This is a genomic window from Nocardia niigatensis NBRC 100131, assembly GCF_000308655.1.
In the GTDB taxonomy this organism is placed as follows: Bacteria; Actinomycetota; Actinomycetes; order Mycobacteriales; family Mycobacteriaceae; genus Nocardia; species Nocardia niigatensis.
The window spans coordinates 190738-209143 of record NZ_BAGC01000041.1; the positions used below are offsets into that span (position 1 = coordinate 190738).

The window sequence follows — 18406 nt, forward strand, 5'->3', positions numbered from 1 at the left end:
CACCACCCTGCCCCCCTACCCGGCCGTAGGGCCTCATCGCCTCACCCTCGAGCCCGCCGATCCGCCTGTCACTGCCGCAGGCGCTTTGTGATCGAAGATCGCGGCGGTCGGCAGGGGCAGACCGGTGAAGGCGTGCAGCGCGATCCGCAACTCCATGGCCGCCAGTGCGTCGAACCCGACCTCGAGGAAGTCCCGCTCGGGGTCGAGCGCGTCGGTGCTCTCGTGCCCGAGCAGTCGGGCGGCTTCTCGCCAGCGCCTGTCCAGATCCCGCAAGCAGCGAGACCGCGCGGCCGGCCGCCGATCGAAATCCATAGTCGAGCAAATATATGTCCGTGTCCGCATCCGACTGACCAGTTCTCGCCGGCCGCTTCGGCCGATCCAGCAGGCCGGGTTCGCGACCTTCCTCGGCCACCCCGGACAACTCGCACCTGCGAATTCCGCTCCAGCAGAGAGCCATTCGCGGTGTCCTCCCCCGACACGGTCATATCGCCGCGCGTATTCCCGTCGACTCGCAACGGCTACTCGGGCAGGCTGGGCGGCATGGTCGATCTCGAGACAACAATCGCGGCGGTAACGATCTATCCGGATCGGGCCCGGGTCACCCGGTCCGGCAAAGCGACGCTGGACGCGGGCGAACACCGCATTCGCGTGTCACCCCTGCCGCTGGAACTGGTGCGCGACTCGATTCGGGTGGCAGGCCGCGGCGACGTGACGGTCCTCGGCGTGGACATCGTCACCGAACGGCAGCCCGAATCCGACGACGAACAGATCGCGGAACTCACCGGCCGTGTACGCGAGCTGGACGCCGCGCTGGTCGAGCTCGCCGACGCCGACCGGGCCGCGGACGCACGCGTGGAATTCCTGCAGCGCCTGGTCCGCAAGTCCGCCGATCAGCTGGCCAAGACCACCGAGGAGCGGGTCATCGCCTTCGGCGACAGTCTCGAGGAGCAGTACGGGGTCATCCACGCCGGACGCCGCGAGCGAGAGCGGCTGCGGCAGGAACACATTCGGGACAAGCACGCGATCGAGCGGCGCCTGGCGGACCTGGGCCGCAAGAACCGCCCCGACATCCGGGCCGCGATCATCACCATCGACGCCGCCCAACCGGCCACCGCCGAACTCGAACTGTCCTATATCGTGCCCGGCGCGCGCTGGACCAGCACCTACGATTTGCGCGTCGACGACAGGGGGCTGACGCTGCGCTGGTTCGGGCTGGTGTGCCAGCAGACCGGCGAGGATTGGCCCGAATGCCGCCTCGAATTGTCGACCGCCCGCCCTGCGGTCGCCCTCGATGTGCCCGAACTGGACCCCTGGTACATCAGCACCACGCCGCCCGAGCCGAAACTCTTCGCCAAGCGCTCTTCCCGGGCCCCGAGCGGCCCGATCCCGCTGCCGCCGGCGGCCGCGGCCGCGCCCGCCGGTGCGTTCCCGCCGGTGCCACCGCCCGCGGTCCGGGAAGCGGTCACGACCGTCGAACACGGGGCCACCGCCGCGACCTATTCACCACCACGCCCGGTCGCGATCGCCTCCGACGGCAGCGAACACCGCACGCTCATCACCGCGCTCGACCTCGAGGCCGAGCTCGATCATGTGACCGCGCCGATCCGCTCCCCCGAGGCGATCCTGCGCGCCACCGCCCGCAACACCTCCGAGCACACCCTGCCCAAGGGCCGCGCCGCGCTGTTCAACGACACCGAATACGTCGGCGCCACCGATCTCGGCATCTGGGCTCCGGGCGAGGAGCGCGAACTCGCCCTCGGCGTGGACGACCGCATCCGGGTCGAGCGAGAACTGGTGCGCCGCAATGCCTCCAAGGCGACGCTCGGCTCGGCCCGCCGCGTCGAGATGGAGTACACGATCACCGTCGCCAACCACGGCACGCGCCGCACCACCGTGACCGTCCTGGATCGGCTGCCGGTCGCCCGCGACACCACTGTCACCGTCCGCGACACGGTCCTGAAACCGCCGCCGGCCAACCGCGACGACCTCGGCATCCTCACCTGGAAACTCGACCTCGCCCCGCAGGCCGAGACCACCGTCAACCTCGGCTACCGAGTCGAGGCTCCCAAGGGCGTCACCATCTTCGGTCTGCCGGACTGACCCGGCCTCACCCGCGGAGTCCTTGCCGACGGCCCGCAACGGGCCATGTGGGCGGGCGTCGCCGTCATGGGGGCTTTGTTCGCCTACATCACCCTGCGCGGTATCGGCGGGTGGCCACCGACGTGGTGACGAATTGAACTGAGGGCCACCGGGACCCGGGTCAGCCGAGTTCGCGGAGGAGGTTCGCCAGCAGCTCCGGGGCCGAGCCGTCGGTGGAATAGCCTGCGGCGTAGCGATGTCCGCCGCCGCCGAGGGCGGTGGCGACACGGGCGACGTCCACGCCGGGTGAGCCGTCAGCGGCGTCGTGGGAGCGCAGGGAGACCGTCCAATGGTCCTGTTCGGTGCGGGATTCCTTGAAGACCGCGGCGACCTGCGCTTCGGCGGTGGTGCGGATCAGGTCGATGATGCTCTCGACCTCTTCGGTTCGAACGGATTCGGTGTCCGCGCGGCGCACCACCGCGTAGACCAGACCCGCGCCGGCGGCGGCATCGGGAATCAGCTGGGCCGAGGAGAGAACCGTCGAGAGCATGGGCAGCCACGCGAACGGGTGGGTGTCCATGAGGGTGCGAGTGATGGTCGCGCCGTCGATGCCGGTGGCCAGGAGCCGTTCGGCCAGGGCATGCGAGCCGGGCCGCGCCCATTTGAACGAGCCTGTGTCGGTGACCAATCCGGCGTAGAGGCAGTGCGCGATATCCCGATCGATGGGTTCACCCCAGCCATCGAGAATGCGGGCGATGACGCCCGCGGTCGAGTCGGCGGCCTCGTCGACCACGTTCACCGCGCCGAAGCGGGTGTTCGAGCGGTGATGGTCGATCACCAGAGTCGTTGCGGCACCCGGCAATCGGTTCCGCAACCCACCGAGACGGCCGACGCTGCCGCAGTCCACCGTCACCAGCACATCCACCGTCCGCGGCACCCGATCGGCCGACACCAGCAGATCGGTGGCGGGCAGCGACCGCATGGAGACCGGCAGCTCGGCCGGTTCGGCGAAGGCGACGACAACCGGGACCCCGCGCCGGCGCAGCACCTGCGCCAGCGCCAGCCCGCTGCCGACAGTATCGGCATCGGGCTGGACGTGGCACAGGATCGTCACGGATTTCGCGGAATCGAGAACCTCGACGGCGGGAGTGACATCGACGGGGGTCACGGCGGAGTCAGGCTTCGTCGTCTTCTTCGTCCTCGTCCGACTTGTAGGGGTCCGCTTCACCGGCGTAGTTCGCGCCGACCGCCACCTGGGCGACGCGCGCGTCGGAGGCGCGGGCCTTGGCCAGCAGCTCCTCCATCTCGCGGGCCGCGTCCGGCACGGTGTCGAGCTTGAACGCCAGCGTCGGGGTGAACTTCACCCCGGTACCGGCCCCGACCTTGGACCGCAGGATCCCGGCGGCCTTGTTCAGGCCGGCGGCGGCTTCCGCGTAATCGGGTTCGGCATCGATGGTTTCACCCATGACGGTGTAGTAGATGGTCGCCTCGCGCAGGTCACCGGTCACCTTGGCGTCGGTGATGGTGACGAACCGCAGTCGCGGATCCTTGATCTCGTATTCGATCGCCGTGGCGACGATGGACGAGATTCGCTTCGCGAGTCGGCGTGCTCGAGCCTGATCAGCCATGCCGAGCCCTCCTCACTTCTTCAGTCTTCGGGTCCGAAGACGCGACGGCGTACCGCCAGCAACTGTAACTCCGGACGATTGGCGACGTGCCGTTCACACTTGTCCAGCACCTCGGTCAGATGATTCATGCCGTAGCTGACCATTGCCACACCGAGCAATGCCCGGCGATACCGGTCATGATCTCCGCCCTCCGTGACACTCACCTCGAACCGCTTCAGGTCGGCGAGGATGGGGCGGATGACGGAGCGCTTCTCTTTCAGTGAATGCACATCACCGAGCAAGATATCGAACTCGAGCGCTCCGAAGAACATCTTTTCAGTCATATGAACGCGCCCCGGGGAATGCGCGCACGGTTACCCGGAAAGGGAAGGGGCACAACCCCGCCGGACCCGGAGGGCCCGGCGGGATCGTGTACTGCTTCCTAGTCGCGCGGCTTCTCCCGCAGCTCGTAGGCCTCGATGATGTCGCCATCCTTGATGTCGTTGAAGCCCACGGTCATACCGCACTCGTAGCCTTCGCGAACCTCGGTGACGTCGTCCTTCTCGCGGCGCAGCGACTGGATGGTGGTCTCGGCGACCACCACGTTGTCGCGGATCAGGCGCGCCTTGGCGTTGCGCTTGACCGAACCCGAGAGCACCCAGCAACCCGCGATATTGCCGAACTTGGAGGAGCGGAAGATCTGGCGGATCTCCGCCCGGCCCAGCTCGTGCTCCTCGTAGATCGGCTTGAGCAGACCCTTGAGGGCCTTCTCGATCTCGTCGATCGCCTGGTAGATGACCGAGTAGTAGCGAATGTCCACGCCTTCGCGGTTCGCCAGCTCGGTCGCCTTGCCCTCGGCCCGGACGTTGAACCCGATGATGATCGCGTTCGACGCCGACGCCAGGTTGACGTTGGTCTCGGTGACGCCACCGACACCGCGGTCGATGACGCGCAGCCGCACCTCGTCGCCGACATCGATACCGAGCAGCGCCTCTTCGAGGGCCTCGACGGTACCGGAGTTGTCGCCCTTGAGGATCAGGTTCAGCTCCGAGGTCTCCTTCAGAGCGGCATCCAGATCTTCCAGGGAGATCCGCTTGCGGCTGCGCGCGGCCAGGGCGTTGCGCTTGCGAGCATTGCGGCGGTCGGCGATCTGACGCGCGATGCGGTCTTCCTCGACCACGAGCAGGTTGTCGCCTGCGCCCGGCACCGAGGTGAAACCGATGACCTGGACGGGCCGCGACGGCATGGCCGCCTCGACGTCGTCGCCGTGCTCGTCGACCATGCGGCGGACGCGACCGTAGGCGTCACCCGCCACGATCGAGTCGCCGACCCGCAGCGTGCCGCGCTGGATGAGCACGGTCGCCACCGGGCCACGGCCGCGGTCGAGGTGAGCCTCGATGGCCACACCCTGCGCGTCCATGTCCGGGTTGGCCCGCAGGTCCAGGGCGGCGTCCGCGGTCAGGACCACGGCCTCGAGCAACGACTCGATGTTGGTGCCCTGCTTCGCCGAGATGTCCACGAACATGGTCTCGCCACCGTATTCCTCGGCGACCAGACCGTATTCGGTCAGCTGCTGGCGAATCTTCTGCGGGTTCGCGCCTTCCTTGTCGATCTTGTTGACTGCCACCACGATCGGCACGTCCGCGGCCTGCGCGTGGTTGATGGCCTCCACCGTCTGCGGCATGACGCCGTCGTCGGCCGCGACCACGAGGATCGCGATGTCGGTGGCCTTCGCACCACGGGCACGCATGGCGGTGAACGCCTCGTGACCGGGGGTGTCGATGAAGGTGATGAGGCGATCCTCGCCGTTGACCTCCGCCTCGACCTGGTAGGCGCCGATGTGCTGGGTGATGCCGCCGGCCTCGCCCTCGCGGACGTTGGCCTTACGGATGGTGTCCAGCAGTCGGGTCTTACCGTGGTCGACGTGACCCATGACGGTCACGACCGGCGGACGGACCTGCAGGTCCTCCTCGCCGCCCTCGTCCTCGCCGTAGGTGAGGTCGAAGTTGGCCAGCAGCTCGCGGTCCTCGTCCTCCGGGGAGACCACGTGCACGACGTAGTTCATCTCCGAACCCAGCAGCTCGAGGGTCTCCTCGTTCACCGACTGGGTAGCGGTGACCATCTCACCGAGGTTGAACAACGCCTGCACCAGCGAGGCCGGGTTGGCGCCGATCTTCTCGGCGAAGTCGGACAGCGACGCGCCACGGGCGAGGCGAACGATCTCGCCGTTGCCGCGCGGCAGGCGCACGCCACCGGCGATGGGCGCCTGCTGGTTCTCGTACTCGGCGCGCTTCGCCCGCTTCGACTTACGACCCTTGCGGGGCGCGCCACCCGGACGCCCGAAGGCACCCGCGGCACCGCCGCGACCACCACCGGAACCGGGACGGCCACCGCCGCCACCACCGGGACGACCCCGGAAACCACCGGGAGCGCCACCGGTACCGGCGCCTGCGCCCGCACCCTGACCGCCGCCGGGAGCACCGCCGCCACGGTAGCCACCGCCACCGCCGCCACCGGGACGACCGCCGCCGGCGCCCGGACCACCCGGACGCGCCGGACGGCCTGCGCCACCCGGACCGGCCGGACGCTGAGCGCGCGCGGGCATGGCACCCGGGTTGGGCCGAGGCGGCATCGAGCCGGGGCTCGGACGCGGGCCACCGGGACGGGGACCACCCTGACCGGCAGCGGCCGGACGCGGACCACCCTGACCCGGACCCGGGCGCGGACCGCCCTGACCGGGACCCGGACGCGGGCCACCCTGGCCCGGACCCGGACGGGGACCGCCCTGCGGGCCGGGACGCGGGCCACCCTGGGCCGGACCCGGGCGCGGACCGCCCTGCTGCTGACCCGGACGCGGGCCACCACCCTGCTGCTGACCCGGGCGGGGAGCCGGACGCGGCGCCGGACGCTCGGGAGCCGAGGAGAACGGGTTGTTACCGACCCGCGGCGGCTTCGGACCCGGCTTGGGCCCGGCCGGACGCGGAGCGCCGCCCTGCTGAGCCGGGGCGCTGCCCTGCTGCTGACCCGGACGCGGAGCCGGAGCACCCGGACGCGGCGCGCCCGGACGCGGGGCCTGCGGGGCCGGAGCGGACGGGGTAGCCGACGCGGAAGCTGCTGCGGGAGCAGCGTTTTCGCGCGTGCCGGGCTTGACGGCCGCGGCCTCTCCGGGCCTGCCGGGAGCCGTCGGACGGGCGGCCGGGGCCTCGGTCGACTCGGCGCGGGCGGCCGGAGCCACCTGCGGAGCCGGGGCCGGAGCCTGCGGCGCGGGGGCCGGAGCCTGCGGCGCCGGGCGCGGGCCCGGACGGGGACCGGCACCGGGGGCGGCCGGCTTGGCGGCCGGACGCGGGGTGCCGTCACCACTGGGCTTGGGGGTTGCCGACTTCGCGGCGCCATTGGACGGGGCGCTCTTGGGTGCGAGCGACTCCCGCAGCCGGCGCGCGACGGGTGCTTCCACCGTCGAGCTCGCCGACTTCACGAACTCGCCCTGCTCCTTGAGCCGCGCGAGTAGTTCTTTGCTCGTGACACCGAGTTCTTTGGCCAACTCGTGCACGCGGGCCTTGCCTGCCACTGCTCTCCTCACTCAGAGGTCGAGCGCAGCAGCCCGTTTCACGACGGGACGCCCGCACGACCTCGACTAATTTCGAAGGCCGATCATTTCTGGGACTTCACGGTTTGCTCATGAGTGCTCGTGCCTGTTCTCTACGTAATGCTCCAGGGCTGAGATATCCAGATGTCCGGACACTCGTAGTGCTCTGCCGAATGCTCGGCGCCGAACTGCCTGGCTCAGACAAGCCGAAGCGGGGTGCATCCAGGCACCCCTTCCGGGAAGTCTGTGCCGCGGATCCGGAATGACCACAATGTCCTGCCCGGAGGCAGACCCTTGCGCCACGACCCGCATCAGATCGGCGGCCAGCTCGCGTCTTCGACATCCGATGCAGGTCCGGACGGGTGCCGATCGTGCTGACACCCGCTCGGCGCGCAGAGAAGCCGAAGACTCGCGCTGAGCCTGCGTCCACTCTACCGCTGTCACGTCCCGATCTCCGCATCCGTACCCCTTGGAAGTTACCAACCTGTCATCCCAGGGGTCTGTTTCACAAATCTCGGGACCGACCGGGCCGGACGGATCCGGCAAGATCAACCCCGATGGGACTCGCCACCGCCGGTCGCCGCCGCGGGCCGCGCGCCCCCCTGGACCTCGGGCGCCGCGTCGGAGCGAATATCGATGCGCCAGCCGGTGAGCCGGGCCGCCAGGCGGGCGTTCTGGCCCTCCTTGCCGATGGCGAGGGAGAGCTGGAAGTCCGGAACCACCACCCGCGCGGCGCGGGCCTCGGGGTCCACGATGGTGACGGAGACAACCTTCGACGGGGACAGCGCATTCCCGACGAAGGTGGCGGGGTCCTCGGCGTAGTCGATGATGTCGATCTTCTCGCCGGCCAGTTCGCTCATCACATTGCGCACGCGCTGGCCCATCGGGCCGATGCAGGCGCCCTTGGCGTTGACGCCGGTGACCGTCGAGCGCACGGCGATCTTGGAGCGGTGCCCGGCCTCGCGGGCCACGGCCACGATCTCGACCGACCCGTCGGCGATCTCGGGGACCTCCAGCGCGAACAGGCGGCGCACCAGGTTCGGGTGGGTGCGCGAGAGGGTGATCTGCGGGCCGCGGGGACCGCGGGAGACGCCGACCACGTAGCACTTGATGCGGTCGCCGTGCTCGTAGGTCTCGCCCGGCACCTGCTCGGCGGGCGGGATGACGCCTTCGGCGCCATGGGCCTCCGAGCCGATGCGGACCACGACGGTGCCGCGGGCGTTCATGCGGGCGTCGCGCTGCACCACACCGCCGACGATGTCGCCCTCGTGAGTGGAGAACTCCCCGAAGGACTTCTCGTTCTCGGCGTCGCGCAGCCGCTGCAGCACAACCTGACGGGCGGTGGTGGCGGCGATGCGGCCGAACCCTTCGGGGGTGTCGTCCCATTCGGAGATGACGTTGCCGTCGGAGTCGATCTCGCGGGCCATCACGCGCACGACACCGGTCTTCTGGTTGATGTCGATGCGGGCGTTGGGCTGATGGCCCTCGGTGTGCCGGTATGCGGTGAGCAAGGCGGACTCGATCGCGGAGATCACCGTCTCCATCGAGATCCCCTTGTCGGCGACGATCGCGCGCAGGGCTTCGATTTCGATGTTCATTCCACGATCCCTTCGGTCAGTGAATCGGATTCTGTTGTTTCGGTTTCGGATACCTCCTGCGCGCCGGGCTGGGGACGGCCCCGCGCTATTCCCCCTGCGAGCTCCAATTCGGCCGCACCGGGCGGATTGAATTCCACCTGCACGATCGCGGATCGGATATCGGCGAACGGCACCGTCACCCGGTGTGGCTTCCGCTTGCCGCCGAGGACCAGGGCGACACCGGTTTCGGTGGTGGCGCCGACGCGGGCCTCGAACGTGGATTTGCCCTTCTCCTCCGGTGATTCGGCGCCGGGAGCCAGGACGATCTTCACCTTGCGACCCTGCGCGCGCTGCCAGTGGCGTGGGGAGGTGAGGGGCCGGTCGATGCCGGGGGTGGTGATCTCCAGCAGATACGGGGTCTCGCCGAAGTCGCCGGCGTCGTCCAGGGTCTGCGAGATCTCCGAGCTCAGTTCCGCGACGGCGTCCAGGTCGGGGGATTCGTCGCTGTCGACGGTGACCTTTACCTTGCTCGCTGGACCGGCAGCCGAAATCGCGACGCCTTCGAGGTCGAATCCTCGGCGTTCGACGAGCTCAGCTACTAGCTGGCTCACCCTTTCCTCGGTCGGCATCGGCATGTGGGGCGGCTCCTGGTTCAGTTGTCACGGGTTGAGTTGTCGGTGTTCGTACTGGTAGGCACGGTCGGCAGACCCGTCTCCGCCCTCGGGAGGGAGGATTCGGCGAAATGCCGTGCCGAAGGTCTAGCGTAACGCGCGGAAAGAGTGTAAAGGACCAGCCGACTCGCTCGAGTTCGGCATGGTCGGCGCTGCAGTGCTGACGGCGAGTCAGCGCGACGCGCCCATGACGGTTCCCCGTCGTTCCAGATCACAGCCTATCCGACCGCCCTCACGCAGCAAGCTGTCCGCGACGACTGGCACGATGTATGCCGTGCCCAGCAGTCAGAGCGGCCTCACGGCCGATGTCGTCGGTCTCACGGTCCCGCCGGACCGACCCGGCTCCTCCCCCACCCGGCCCCAGCCTTCCCTCCCCGCCGTGAACCGCCGCTCCGCCCTGCGGCTGGCCGGCGGCGGCGCGCTGGCGGTGGCGGCGGTCGGCGCGCTGGCCGCGTGTACGAAGGACAACACCCCCGCCGCGCCGGATCCGCTGATCGCGCAGGAGACTTCGGCGCGCACGGACGCGGCCGCCGCCACCGCCGCGATCGCGACCAGCCCCGACAAGGCCGGGGCGCTGCAGACCATCGCCACCCAGCGCACCGCGCACGCCGATGCGCTGCGCACCGAAATCGACCGCGCCATAGGGGTTTACGGCGACGGCACCACGCCCAGCCGCCGTACCCCGCCGGTCACGCCGGTCACGCCCGTGCCGCCGCCGACCCTGGCCGCGCTGCGCGCCCAGCTGCAGCAGTCCCAGCGCTCGGCCGCCGACCTGTCGGTGCAGCTCGCCGGCTACCGGGCCGGCCTGCTCTCCTCCATCAGCGCATGCTGCGCCACCCACTCGGGGGTTCTTCTCGGATGACCACGAACGACCAGCAGGCGCTCATCGATGCGTTGAGCGCCGAGTACTCCGCTGTCTACGCCTACGGCGTGATCGCCGCCTACGCCAACCACGATCGGGACAAGCTGGTGGCCGAGCACTCCGCGGCCCACCGGGCCCGCCGCGACGCCACCATCGACGCGCTGAAGGCTTCCGGCGCAACGGTTCCCGAGCCCGCCGCCGCGTACACCTCGCCGATTCCGGTGAACGATCCGATCCCCGCGGCGAACCTGGCGGTCATCGTCGAGTCGGACACCGCCGCCGCCTGGCGCTCGGTGGTCGAGCGGGCCGGCACCCCGGAGCTGCGGCGCACCGGCCTCGAGGGGCTCACCGAATCCGCTGTGCGCCTTGCCACTTGGCAGTCCATCCTCGGCGCCAATCCAGCGACGGTCGCCTTCCCCGGCAAACCCTGACCCACCGGACGCGGCGATCCGCGGTGCGACCGGGAGGGGCCGCTCAGCTTCCCCTGGTGAACGAGAGGTCACCAGGAATTCGCCGAAGGCCCACTCGACGTTTGCGTGGGCGATCATGTATGGGCACTCTGGCGGCATAGGGTCCGGTCGGCGCGGCTCTTTCGCATTTTTCTTGCCGTGCAACGGAATTCGGTGTGAGGTCGAGGAGATGCTGTGGCGGTCGATGCTGCTCGGGAAGAGAAGGCACTGCGGGAGGTGACGAATCGCCTGGTCGAGGACTATGGCGAGGCGCATCCGGCGGAGCGGGTCGAGGCTGTGGTGGGCGCGGTGCGCAAGCGGTTCGAGGGGCATTCGGTGCGGGAGTTCGTACCGATTCTCGTCGAGCGGATTGCGCGGCGGGAACTGGATCCGACGCGATCCAAGAATGGGGCCGGACAGGTGGATCCGGCGAAGACGGTGGTGGCCGTCGAGGGCGAGGAGAACAGCTCGCCGGATGCGAATCCGGCGGAGAACTCGAGCGTATTCGCCGCTGTCGCAGGGCGATTCGTGCCGGCGCGGCTGGTCGAGAACAAGCGCGCGCTGGGTGTGGTCGCGGCGGGCATCGTCGCTGTGCTGGTGTTCGCGGTGATCATGACCGTGGGGCAACCGGATTCGCCGGCCGGCACCACGGCCGCGCCGGCGCTCACCACGGTGCACGGTGTGGTGGGTTCGGAGAAGTCGGCGTTCTTCGACGATCCGAAGGTGGCCGACGTGCTGGCCAAACACGGGTTCAAGGTGGATGTGGAGCCGGCCGGGTCGCGGCAGATCGCCACCTCGGTGGATCTCGGCAAGTACGATTTCGCATTCCCGTCCAGTTCGGCTGCCGCGGAACGGATTCAGCGGCAGCACGGCGTGAGCGCCAAGTACGTGCCGTTCTCCTCCCCCATGGCCATCGCCACCTTCAAGCCGATCGCCGCTCTGTTGACGCAGGCCGGCATCGTGCAGCCGGGAGCGACGACGACCTTCGACGTCGACAAGTACCTGGCGCTGGCCGAGAAGGGGGTGCAGTGGAGCCAGCTGGAGGGCAATTCGACCTATTCGGTGCCCAAGAACGTGCTGGTGTCCACGACCGATCCGCGCACGTCCAATTCGGCGGCCATGTATCTGGCGGTGACCGCCTATGTCGCGAATGACGACGCCATCGTGCGCGGCAACAAGGCCGAAGACTATGCGGTGTCCCGGGTTTCGCGCTTGTTCACCCGGCAGGGTTTCACCGAGTCCAGCAGTGACGGCCCGTTCAAGGACTACCTGTCCAACGGCATGGGCACGGTCCCGATGGCGTGGATCTACGAGGCCCAGTACGTCGACGCGGCCGTGCACGGTCAGCTCAAGCCGGACATGGTCCTGATGTACCCGAAGCCGACCGTCATGTCCCAGCACACGGTGATCCCGCTGACCGACAATGGCGACCGGCTCGGCAAGCTGCTGACCACCGACCCGGACCTGCAGCGGCTGGCCGCCGAGCACGGCTTCCGCCCCACCGATGTGAGCCTTTTCACGAATATGACCGCGGCGCACCAGGTTCCGGTCGATGTGAATCTCGTCAACCAGGTCAGCCCGCCCGACTACGACACCCTCGAGCACCTGCTCGACGGCGTCGCCAAGTCCTACAACTGACCGGCCGCACCACCGATCCGGGCCGGGCACCGAATGGTGTCCGGCCCCGGGCCGGTTTTATCGAATTGTGCCTGCTGAGCGCGATTACACAGCCTATTCTCAACGGCGGATCGTCCCTCAAATCAAGCTGTCAGCGCGAAAGGGGATCGTCATGGTCGTGGCCGTCATCATCGAATTCGAGGGTACGACGCTCGAGGATTACGACGCGATCAACGGGGAATTGGGATTGAGTCCGGGCGGGCCGATGCCGGCCGGCGGTTTGTTCCATTGGGTGTGCGCCACCGACTCGGGAATCCGGGTCACCGATGTCTGGCAGTCGTCGGAGTCCTTCCAGAAATTCGCGGCCGGGCGACTCATGCCCGCCGCGCAGCGAGCAGGAGTCCCGGAACCGCGAGTCACGTTCACCGACGTCCACAACTACCTGACCGCCGGCTGAAGCCGCGTCTTCATCAAGACCTCCCGGCATACCGCGTTGATCGGTTCGGTCGACGGGGTATGCGGATATTCGCCGGGGACCAACGTTGTCAGTGAATCGATCGGGACATCGGATTTGCCGTGGATTCGGTGACTTCTACTGTGGGAGAACGGAAACGGGCTCCCGCCACGATGACGCCGATCACGGCGGCGACAGCGATGGCGGCGTATTCGCCGTGCACTCCGTGCAGGAAATCGGTTCGGGAGCCCACCGGGACCGTGGAGACGGCGGCCATGTTCGCCACGACCAGTCCGCGTTTTCTCAGCAGGGAGCGGCCACTGCGACCCGGCCGACCGTCGATCGGGCCGACACGGCAGCCGAAGGTGAAATGATCCGGCCCAGGGTTGCTCATACGAAAGCGTGCCTGGGCCATGCGTTGTCGTGAATTGTCGTCTGCCCGAGGCTATTTCGACTGAGCAGAGGGCGAGGGTGTGGTCGATACAGCGGGTGATGAATGGGGCGTCGAGCGGGTGGTCGCCTATTAGTAAGCGGAAATATAAAGGGGCAGCACGGGTTTCCAGGATTTTGCGCGGGTCCGCGTGGTCGGGCAGTTCGCCGCGCTGGATCGCACGGCGAATCACCTGAATTCAGCAACTGGCTGATCGCGGCAGCGCCTTCGCTGTGAAGCAGATCCTGGATGCTGCGAATACACCGGGAGTCACCGGCGAGCAGAGCGATGTACTCGATGCCGGACCTGCCGAGTCGCGCCCTCCTTCCGCACCCGGCCCGGGTAGCCCGAGGACCGCGGCAACGGCCTGACAGCCTCGATGGGCCGCGTGAACGATGGCGGACGCTATGCCTGGCCGGTCTCGAAGCGGCTGATCTTGCCGCCGTCGACGGTGAAGCGCCAGGCGGTGCACATCGCACCCCAGGTGTCATTGCGGTAGTTGGCGATGAGGCCGAGTCCGTCAGCCGTTTGCGTCACGACGTCCATGTGGCCGGCGGACGAGAAGATCTCCCGCTCGGACCAATCGAAGATGTCACGGTCGGAGCCGTCGTCGGACATCGTCGCCCCTGGCGTGAGGGTCGCGGTGAAGGCGTTGCGGTCGCCCGCGTTGAGCGCGGTGACGAAGGCACGGACTGCCGGGTCGGCCAGCTGATCGAGGGCGATGCTCATGTTCACTCCTCTTTCCTCGGACACCTCTCCGATTGCCGGATTGTTCGCAAGCCTAGTGCCGAGCGAGCCTGCACGGCGGCGGCCGGTGGCCGCGGTGTGGTCACAGCCCACACCGATCCGCTGAGTCACCCATCGAGACCATCGACGCCGGTTGCCCGGTAGCGTGCACTGATGGCAACAACCGCTCGCCGCCCTCCAGCCTGGCTGACACCGAATCTGCGGGTCCTCAGCGGGGTCAGTTTCCTCGCCGACACCGCCAGCGAGCTGGTGTATCCGATCCTGCCAATCTTCCTCACCGCCACGCTCGGCGCACCCGCGGCCGTGGTCGGGGCGGTGGAGGGCGCGGCCGAGGCCGTTGCCTCGCTGACGAAGATCGCCGCCGGACGTCTCGGGGACCGCTCTCGTAAACGCCCGCTGATCGCGGCCGGGTACGCCCTTGCCGCACTAGGCAAGATCATCGTCGCGGCCGCGTTCGTCTGGCCGCTCGTGCTCGCCGGTCGCTGTGTCGATCGGCTCGGCAAAGGAGTGCGCGGCGCGCCGCGCGACGCCCTGCTCTTGGTCGGCGCCGACCCCGCCGCGAAGGGCCGCATCTTCGGTGTTCACCGCGCGATGGACACCGCCGGAGCCGTCGCCGGACCCGCCCTCGGCCTGGCTCTCTACGAGATGCTCGACCATCGCATCCGGCCGCTGCTGCTCATCGCCGTCGTCCCTGCTCTCGGCGCTGTCGCGCTGATCGCGGCGGTTCGCGAAAACTCCCCCCGGACAGCGGTTTCCGCCACCGAGTCCAGTCCTGGCACCGATCCGGCCGCCCGGTTCCCGGCCCGGTTGAAGACGCTCATCGGTGTGCTGACGGTGTTCTCACTGGTGAACTTTCCTGACTCACTGCTGTTGTTGCGCGCCCACCAGCTCGGATTGTCGGTGGCCGGGGTGATCGGCGCCTACATCGCCTACAACGCCGCGTACGCGCTGCTGGCGTATCCGGCGGGCGCGTTGTCGGACAGACTGCCGCGGCACCTCGTCTTCACGGCCGGGCTGGTGTGCTTCGCCATCGGATACCTCGGCCTCGGCGTCGCCGACTCGCCCGGCTGGGTATTCGTGGTCCTGCCCCTCTACGGCGGGTTCGCCGCCGCGACCGACGGGGTCGGCAAAGCCTGGATCGCCGACCTCGCCCCTGCCACCGGCCAATCCACTGCCCAGGGCGTCTATCAGGGGCTCACCGGCGGCGCGATTCTCGCCGCTGGTCTCTGGGCCGGACTGGCCTGGCACGCCGACGGCCGCCTGCCACTGTTCGTTTCCGGCACCCTGGCACTCGCGCTCGCCGTCGGCCTCGCCCTGACGGGCCACCACTTCACCCGGATCCCCGACACGGTGTCCACTCGACCGGAAGCCGGTCCGTAGCAAGGGAATCCCGCGGGCCGGTCAGGGTTGCGCAGCGCCCCACCTCACCACTGGGCAGTGAACTCGACCGGCGGCAATCCCTCCTCGCGGCGCAGCCGGTCAGCGACCGCGGCGAGTTCGGCAAGTGCGGTATCCGACAAACCTGGCGCTACACGGCTCATCAGGTGCACGGCACGGCTGCGCTCACCGCGCGCGCTCTCTGCGGCCGCGACCACCTGGCTGTCGATCTCGACCAGGTAGGAGCCATTTCCGTTCTGTAAAGCGGACTCTCGCATGTGGGGCACAGTTGGTTCCTCCAGCTAGAAGCGCGTGAACATGGACTGCCCGAACAAGTACCGGTTTCGGTCATGGCAATCTGAAAGCAATCGATACCCCAGGCGAGGCAACACCAAACCAGCAAACCTCCGGCACGCCGAATTCGTCACGGACGTGGCCCTTGTCGCTACTTCAAGATCGCGGCGACTGCCGCCGAGCCCCCGCCGCCCGACGCCTGCGACCCGCGCCCTGCATCGGACATTCCCGCTCCTACTCGGCGGGTTCCTCCCACGCTCAGGATCGAGCGCTTCAGCGGTGGTCGCCGCCGCTGCGCTCGCCTTCGTCGTGGCCGTTGCCCAAGTCGTCCGCGTTGTTGTGATCGTCTTGGAAATTGGTGCAGTACGGGTTGTTCACTTCGGGATTTGGGCACATCCGAGAATTGGGGTCCGTACCGGAATCGCCGGAATCGTCCGGCTGCGCAGGTGACATCAGTTGGCGGGCTTGCCGAACCAGCGGGAGAGCTGATCGTTCAGGTCCTGCCGGCGTTCACCGATCCAGGCGACGTAGCCGTCGCGGCGCAACAGGATGGCCGGAACATCCAGTGCCGCAGTGGGATCCGCGATGAGATCGACTCGGTCCGACCAGCCCTCGACGGTCAGGCGTTCGGTGCGATCGAGTACCAGGCCGCGGCCCCGATGCAGCCGGTCGTAGAGGCGGCCCTGCTTCAGGTCGATGTCACGCGAGCTCATGGTGGACACCGGGCGCGAGTACTTTCCGATCGACCGGCTCGAGGCACGCGTGCGCGAGCTGTCGGCGCTGGGCATGAACACCCTGTGCCTGCACCTGTCCGACGATCGGGGGTAGCGCCCCTGGCTCAGCGAGCGCGTCGTTCGGCCGGCCCGGCAATGGCGGCCGCCTGTTGCCGGACGCAGTCCGGACAGAGCGAAACACCGAGGAGCCGGTAACGACTTCGTCAGAGGTCGGTCACGATCGACGCCGACCGCTTTTGCAGCCCGACCCGTTGGTATGTGCTGAGATGTCGGCGCAGCACGCGACCCGAGTGTCCGAGCCGATACGAGGGTCGCGCCCCACGTGCACACCCGGACGCTGGGGCGAGACCCTTGTCCAACTGATCGACCAGGTCATTCCCGCTCGAGTTCGAATCCGGCGCCCCGCCGCACCGCTGGGTGACCAGCAGATATCAGGCTGTACCGCCCGCAAGCCCAGCAGTTTGTCCTCTGAGCCGGTGCCTGCCGCCCGGCGATACATCCGCCATCGCCGGGATCACGTCCGTCGGCGCATCCAACCCGGCATACAGCCGAGCACAGAAGACCTCGATGCTGCCGTAGCGGGCCAGGACCTCGCCGAGCAGCTTGTACACCGTCGATCCCGCCGGATCATTCATCTCGCCACCTTGGTGCGTCGACCTGCCGATCCCGTGTTGTCCGGCATTCTGCACCACAATCACGAACCATCCAGCTAATTTCGGGATACCACTGCCGATCCGCGTCGTGAACACTCTCGGTCAGCGCCACCGGCAGGAGATCAGTCCCACTCCCCAACCGGATCCCGCTACTGCCCGGTACGGGTGAACGAGGCATGCAATGCAGCCGCTCTGGAGGCTTGGTTACCCCTCCGCATCCGCACCTCAAACCAGCCGGAAATGCTGCGTTCGCGTCCGGGACGCGGCATGGGCAGACCGTGGGATCGGTTGTGGTGCAACCGATCCAGGCTGATTCAAGAGGCCGTCGCGCTTGCGCTCTCCAGTGGTCTGCGGTCTCGCAGGTCACTGATCCAGCAGAATGAATCGCTGATTCGGCCAGCGCCCGTCCTGGACGGGCCATCCGATCGGTTGACCCGGTTATCGGACGGACGGCTCGGGGAAAGGAGCCTGGACGCCGATTCGCGTCCTGGCGGGATTCCGCAGCATGGAAACCGTAAGTCATTTCCTGACGAACGGAGCAGCGGATATGAACACCTCATGGCTGCGCGGACACCGGGGCGCGCGACCGATCCACTGCGGCACCGCCCTGCCGGCCGGCGCTCTGCCGGTCACCGCTTGTGCCATCGAGCCCGCGGCAACGGATGGCGCACAGACTCAGCATCAGGCACAGAACGGCGTGCGACGGCCCGAGAGGAACTCGGGCCGTCGGTGTTCGGGACGGCTCGCCTAGTTTCGTTCGAGTGCTGCGGCGGCTTCCTTATGGAGATCGGCGAAGGATTCCTTGCCGGTGTCGATGGTGACGTTCTCGATGGTGCCGCCGGTGAAGGCGCCCGGGGTTCGGTATTGCAGGGACACGCTGTCGCCGCTGTCGTAGCCGAAGCTGAGGCCGTCACCGGCGAAGGTGAACTTGCCGGTTTGCGCGCGCATGGGGCCCTTGTCGACCGGAAACGGTTGACGTGATGGTTGCGGCCGGTCACCATGCAGGATCGGGTGGGTGAGCACAGGGCCACTGGTCGAACCTTCGGATGTCATGGAGGGAGTCGGGCCGGTCAACTCGTGGACGAGCTCGCGACCGCTCTCGACCTGCCTACCGACCACCGCGGGTGAATTGGCCATGGCCGCTTACATCCTGCGTTCAGGAGTTGAAGCCGGGTGGGCGGCCAGGCGTCACACCATCGGTGCGACTTCGACCAGGTTGGCATAGATGCCTTGGGCGACAAGCGGTTTGGCGTAGTTGCCCGGGGCCGT

21 protein-coding genes and 1 pseudogene are annotated in these 18406 nt (G+C 68.2%); 7 read left to right on the top strand and 15 right to left on the bottom strand.

Going from position 1 to position 18406, the window contains the following annotated elements; all coding sequences use genetic code 11:
- Positions 1-33: 33 nt before the first annotated feature.
- Positions 34-312, bottom strand: a complete 279-nt coding sequence (locus ON33_RS15905; protein WP_040859595.1) for an acyl carrier protein — start codon at positions 310-312, stop codon at positions 34-36.
- A gap of 150 nt (positions 313-462) precedes the next feature.
- Here ON33_RS15905 and ON33_RS15910 point away from each other — a divergent pair, with 150 nt between their 5' ends.
- Positions 463-2100: a DUF4139 domain-containing protein gene (locus ON33_RS15910; RefSeq protein ID WP_218001438.1), complete on the top strand. Its 1638-nt coding sequence runs from the start codon at positions 463-465 to the stop codon at positions 2098-2100.
- Between the two features lie 160 nt (positions 2101-2260).
- Here the strand turns inward: ON33_RS15910 and ON33_RS15915 are convergent, their stop codons facing one another.
- The 7 genes from ON33_RS15915 to rimP form a co-directional block, all read right to left on the bottom strand.
- Positions 2261-3247 (bottom strand): DHH family phosphoesterase, encoded by a 987-nt coding sequence (locus tag ON33_RS15915; protein ID WP_085996764.1) that lies wholly within the window; start codon positions 3245-3247, stop codon positions 2261-2263.
- A gap of 7 nt (positions 3248-3254) precedes the next feature.
- Positions 3255-3707, bottom strand: coding sequence for a 30S ribosome-binding factor RbfA (gene rbfA, locus ON33_RS15920; RefSeq protein WP_040859600.1), 453 nt, complete (start codon positions 3705-3707; stop codon positions 3255-3257).
- 20 nt (positions 3708-3727) lie between these two features.
- A complete protein-coding gene (locus ON33_RS15925; protein WP_040859602.1) occupies positions 3728-4018 on the bottom strand; it encodes a DUF503 domain-containing protein in 291 nt (96 codons plus the stop codon).
- Positions 4019-4128: 110 nt separating this feature from the next.
- Entirely contained in the window at positions 4129-7254 is a 3126-nt protein-coding gene (gene infB, locus ON33_RS39670) for a translation initiation factor IF-2 (protein WP_083868997.1), read from the bottom strand.
- A 108-nt stretch (positions 7255-7362) separates the two neighbouring features.
- On the bottom strand, positions 7363-7668 hold the full coding sequence (locus tag ON33_RS39675; RefSeq protein ID WP_245550560.1) for a YlxR family protein: 306 nt from the start codon (positions 7666-7668) through the stop codon (positions 7363-7365).
- Between the two features lie 152 nt (positions 7669-7820).
- Entirely contained in the window at positions 7821-8870 is a 1050-nt protein-coding gene (gene nusA / locus ON33_RS15935; RefSeq protein ID WP_040859605.1) for a transcription termination factor NusA, read from the bottom strand.
- Complete coding sequence (rimP, locus tag ON33_RS15940; RefSeq protein WP_040859607.1) at positions 8867-9484, bottom strand: ribosome maturation factor RimP; 618 nt, start codon at positions 9482-9484, stop codon at positions 8867-8869. Before rimP ends, nusA begins: the two co-directional genes overlap by 4 nt.
- A gap of 310 nt (positions 9485-9794) precedes the next feature.
- On the opposite strand from rimP, the gene ON33_RS15945 reads away from it, so the two are divergent.
- The 4 genes from ON33_RS15945 to ON33_RS15960 all read left to right on the top strand — a co-directional run bounded on the left by ON33_RS15945 (position 9795) and on the right by ON33_RS15960 (position 12905).
- Positions 9795-10382: a hypothetical protein gene (locus ON33_RS15945; RefSeq protein ID WP_306307517.1), complete on the top strand. Its 588-nt coding sequence runs from the start codon at positions 9795-9797 to the stop codon at positions 10380-10382.
- Entirely contained in the window at positions 10379-10813 is a 435-nt protein-coding gene (locus ON33_RS15950) for a ferritin-like domain-containing protein (protein WP_040859611.1), read from the top strand. The genes ON33_RS15945 and ON33_RS15950 overlap by 4 nt, the downstream gene beginning before the upstream one ends.
- Before the next feature lie 213 nt (positions 10814-11026).
- Complete coding sequence (locus ON33_RS15955; RefSeq protein ID WP_085996766.1) at positions 11027-12469, top strand: three-helix bundle dimerization domain-containing protein; 1443 nt, start codon at positions 11027-11029, stop codon at positions 12467-12469.
- Between the two features lie 151 nt (positions 12470-12620).
- Positions 12621-12905 (top strand): hypothetical protein, encoded by a 285-nt coding sequence (locus ON33_RS15960; protein WP_040859613.1) that lies wholly within the window; start codon positions 12621-12623, stop codon positions 12903-12905.
- Between the two features lie 88 nt (positions 12906-12993).
- On the opposite strand, the gene ON33_RS43355 is transcribed toward ON33_RS15960, so the two are convergent.
- The 3 genes and pseudogenes from ON33_RS43355 to ON33_RS15970 form a co-directional block, all read right to left on the bottom strand.
- Positions 12994-13296 (bottom strand): hypothetical protein, encoded by a 303-nt coding sequence (locus ON33_RS43355; RefSeq protein WP_245550562.1) that lies wholly within the window; start codon positions 13294-13296, stop codon positions 12994-12996.
- Positions 13297-13387: 91 nt separating this feature from the next.
- Positions 13388-13525 (bottom strand): annotated as a pseudogene (locus tag ON33_RS43360) (TetR-like C-terminal domain-containing protein); the annotation flags it as partial.
- A 212-nt stretch (positions 13526-13737) separates the two neighbouring features.
- A complete protein-coding gene (locus ON33_RS15970) occupies positions 13738-14061 on the bottom strand; it encodes a hypothetical protein (protein WP_040859618.1) in 324 nt (107 codons plus the stop codon).
- A gap of 171 nt (positions 14062-14232) precedes the next feature.
- Between ON33_RS15970 and ON33_RS15975 the strand changes: the two genes are divergently transcribed.
- Complete coding sequence (locus ON33_RS15975) at positions 14233-15459, top strand: MFS transporter (protein ID WP_040859621.1); 1227 nt, start codon at positions 14233-14235, stop codon at positions 15457-15459.
- Between the two features lie 44 nt (positions 15460-15503).
- Here the strand turns inward: ON33_RS15975 and ON33_RS15980 are convergent, their stop codons facing one another.
- Entirely contained in the window at positions 15504-15743 is a 240-nt protein-coding gene (locus ON33_RS15980; protein WP_157184555.1) for a hypothetical protein, read from the bottom strand.
- Positions 15744-16202: 459 nt separating this feature from the next.
- Positions 16203-16463, bottom strand: a complete 261-nt coding sequence (locus ON33_RS15990) for an aromatic-ring hydroxylase C-terminal domain-containing protein (RefSeq protein WP_040859627.1) — start codon at positions 16461-16463, stop codon at positions 16203-16205.
- On the opposite strand from ON33_RS15990, the gene ON33_RS41275 reads away from it, so the two are divergent.
- Complete coding sequence (locus tag ON33_RS41275; RefSeq protein ID WP_218001439.1) at positions 16462-16578, top strand: family 20 glycosylhydrolase; 117 nt, start codon at positions 16462-16464, stop codon at positions 16576-16578. The two genes, ON33_RS15990 and ON33_RS41275, sit on opposite strands and share 2 nt — an antisense overlap.
- Positions 16579-16915: 337 nt before the next feature.
- Here the strand turns inward: ON33_RS41275 and ON33_RS15995 are convergent, their stop codons facing one another.
- Positions 16916-17233, bottom strand: coding sequence for a hypothetical protein (locus ON33_RS15995; RefSeq protein WP_157184557.1), 318 nt, complete (start codon positions 17231-17233; stop codon positions 16916-16918).
- 651 nt (positions 17234-17884) lie between these two features.
- Entirely contained in the window at positions 17885-18160 is a 276-nt protein-coding gene (locus ON33_RS16000; protein ID WP_157184558.1) for a hypothetical protein, read from the bottom strand.
- Between the last annotated feature and the right edge of the window lie 246 nt (positions 18161-18406).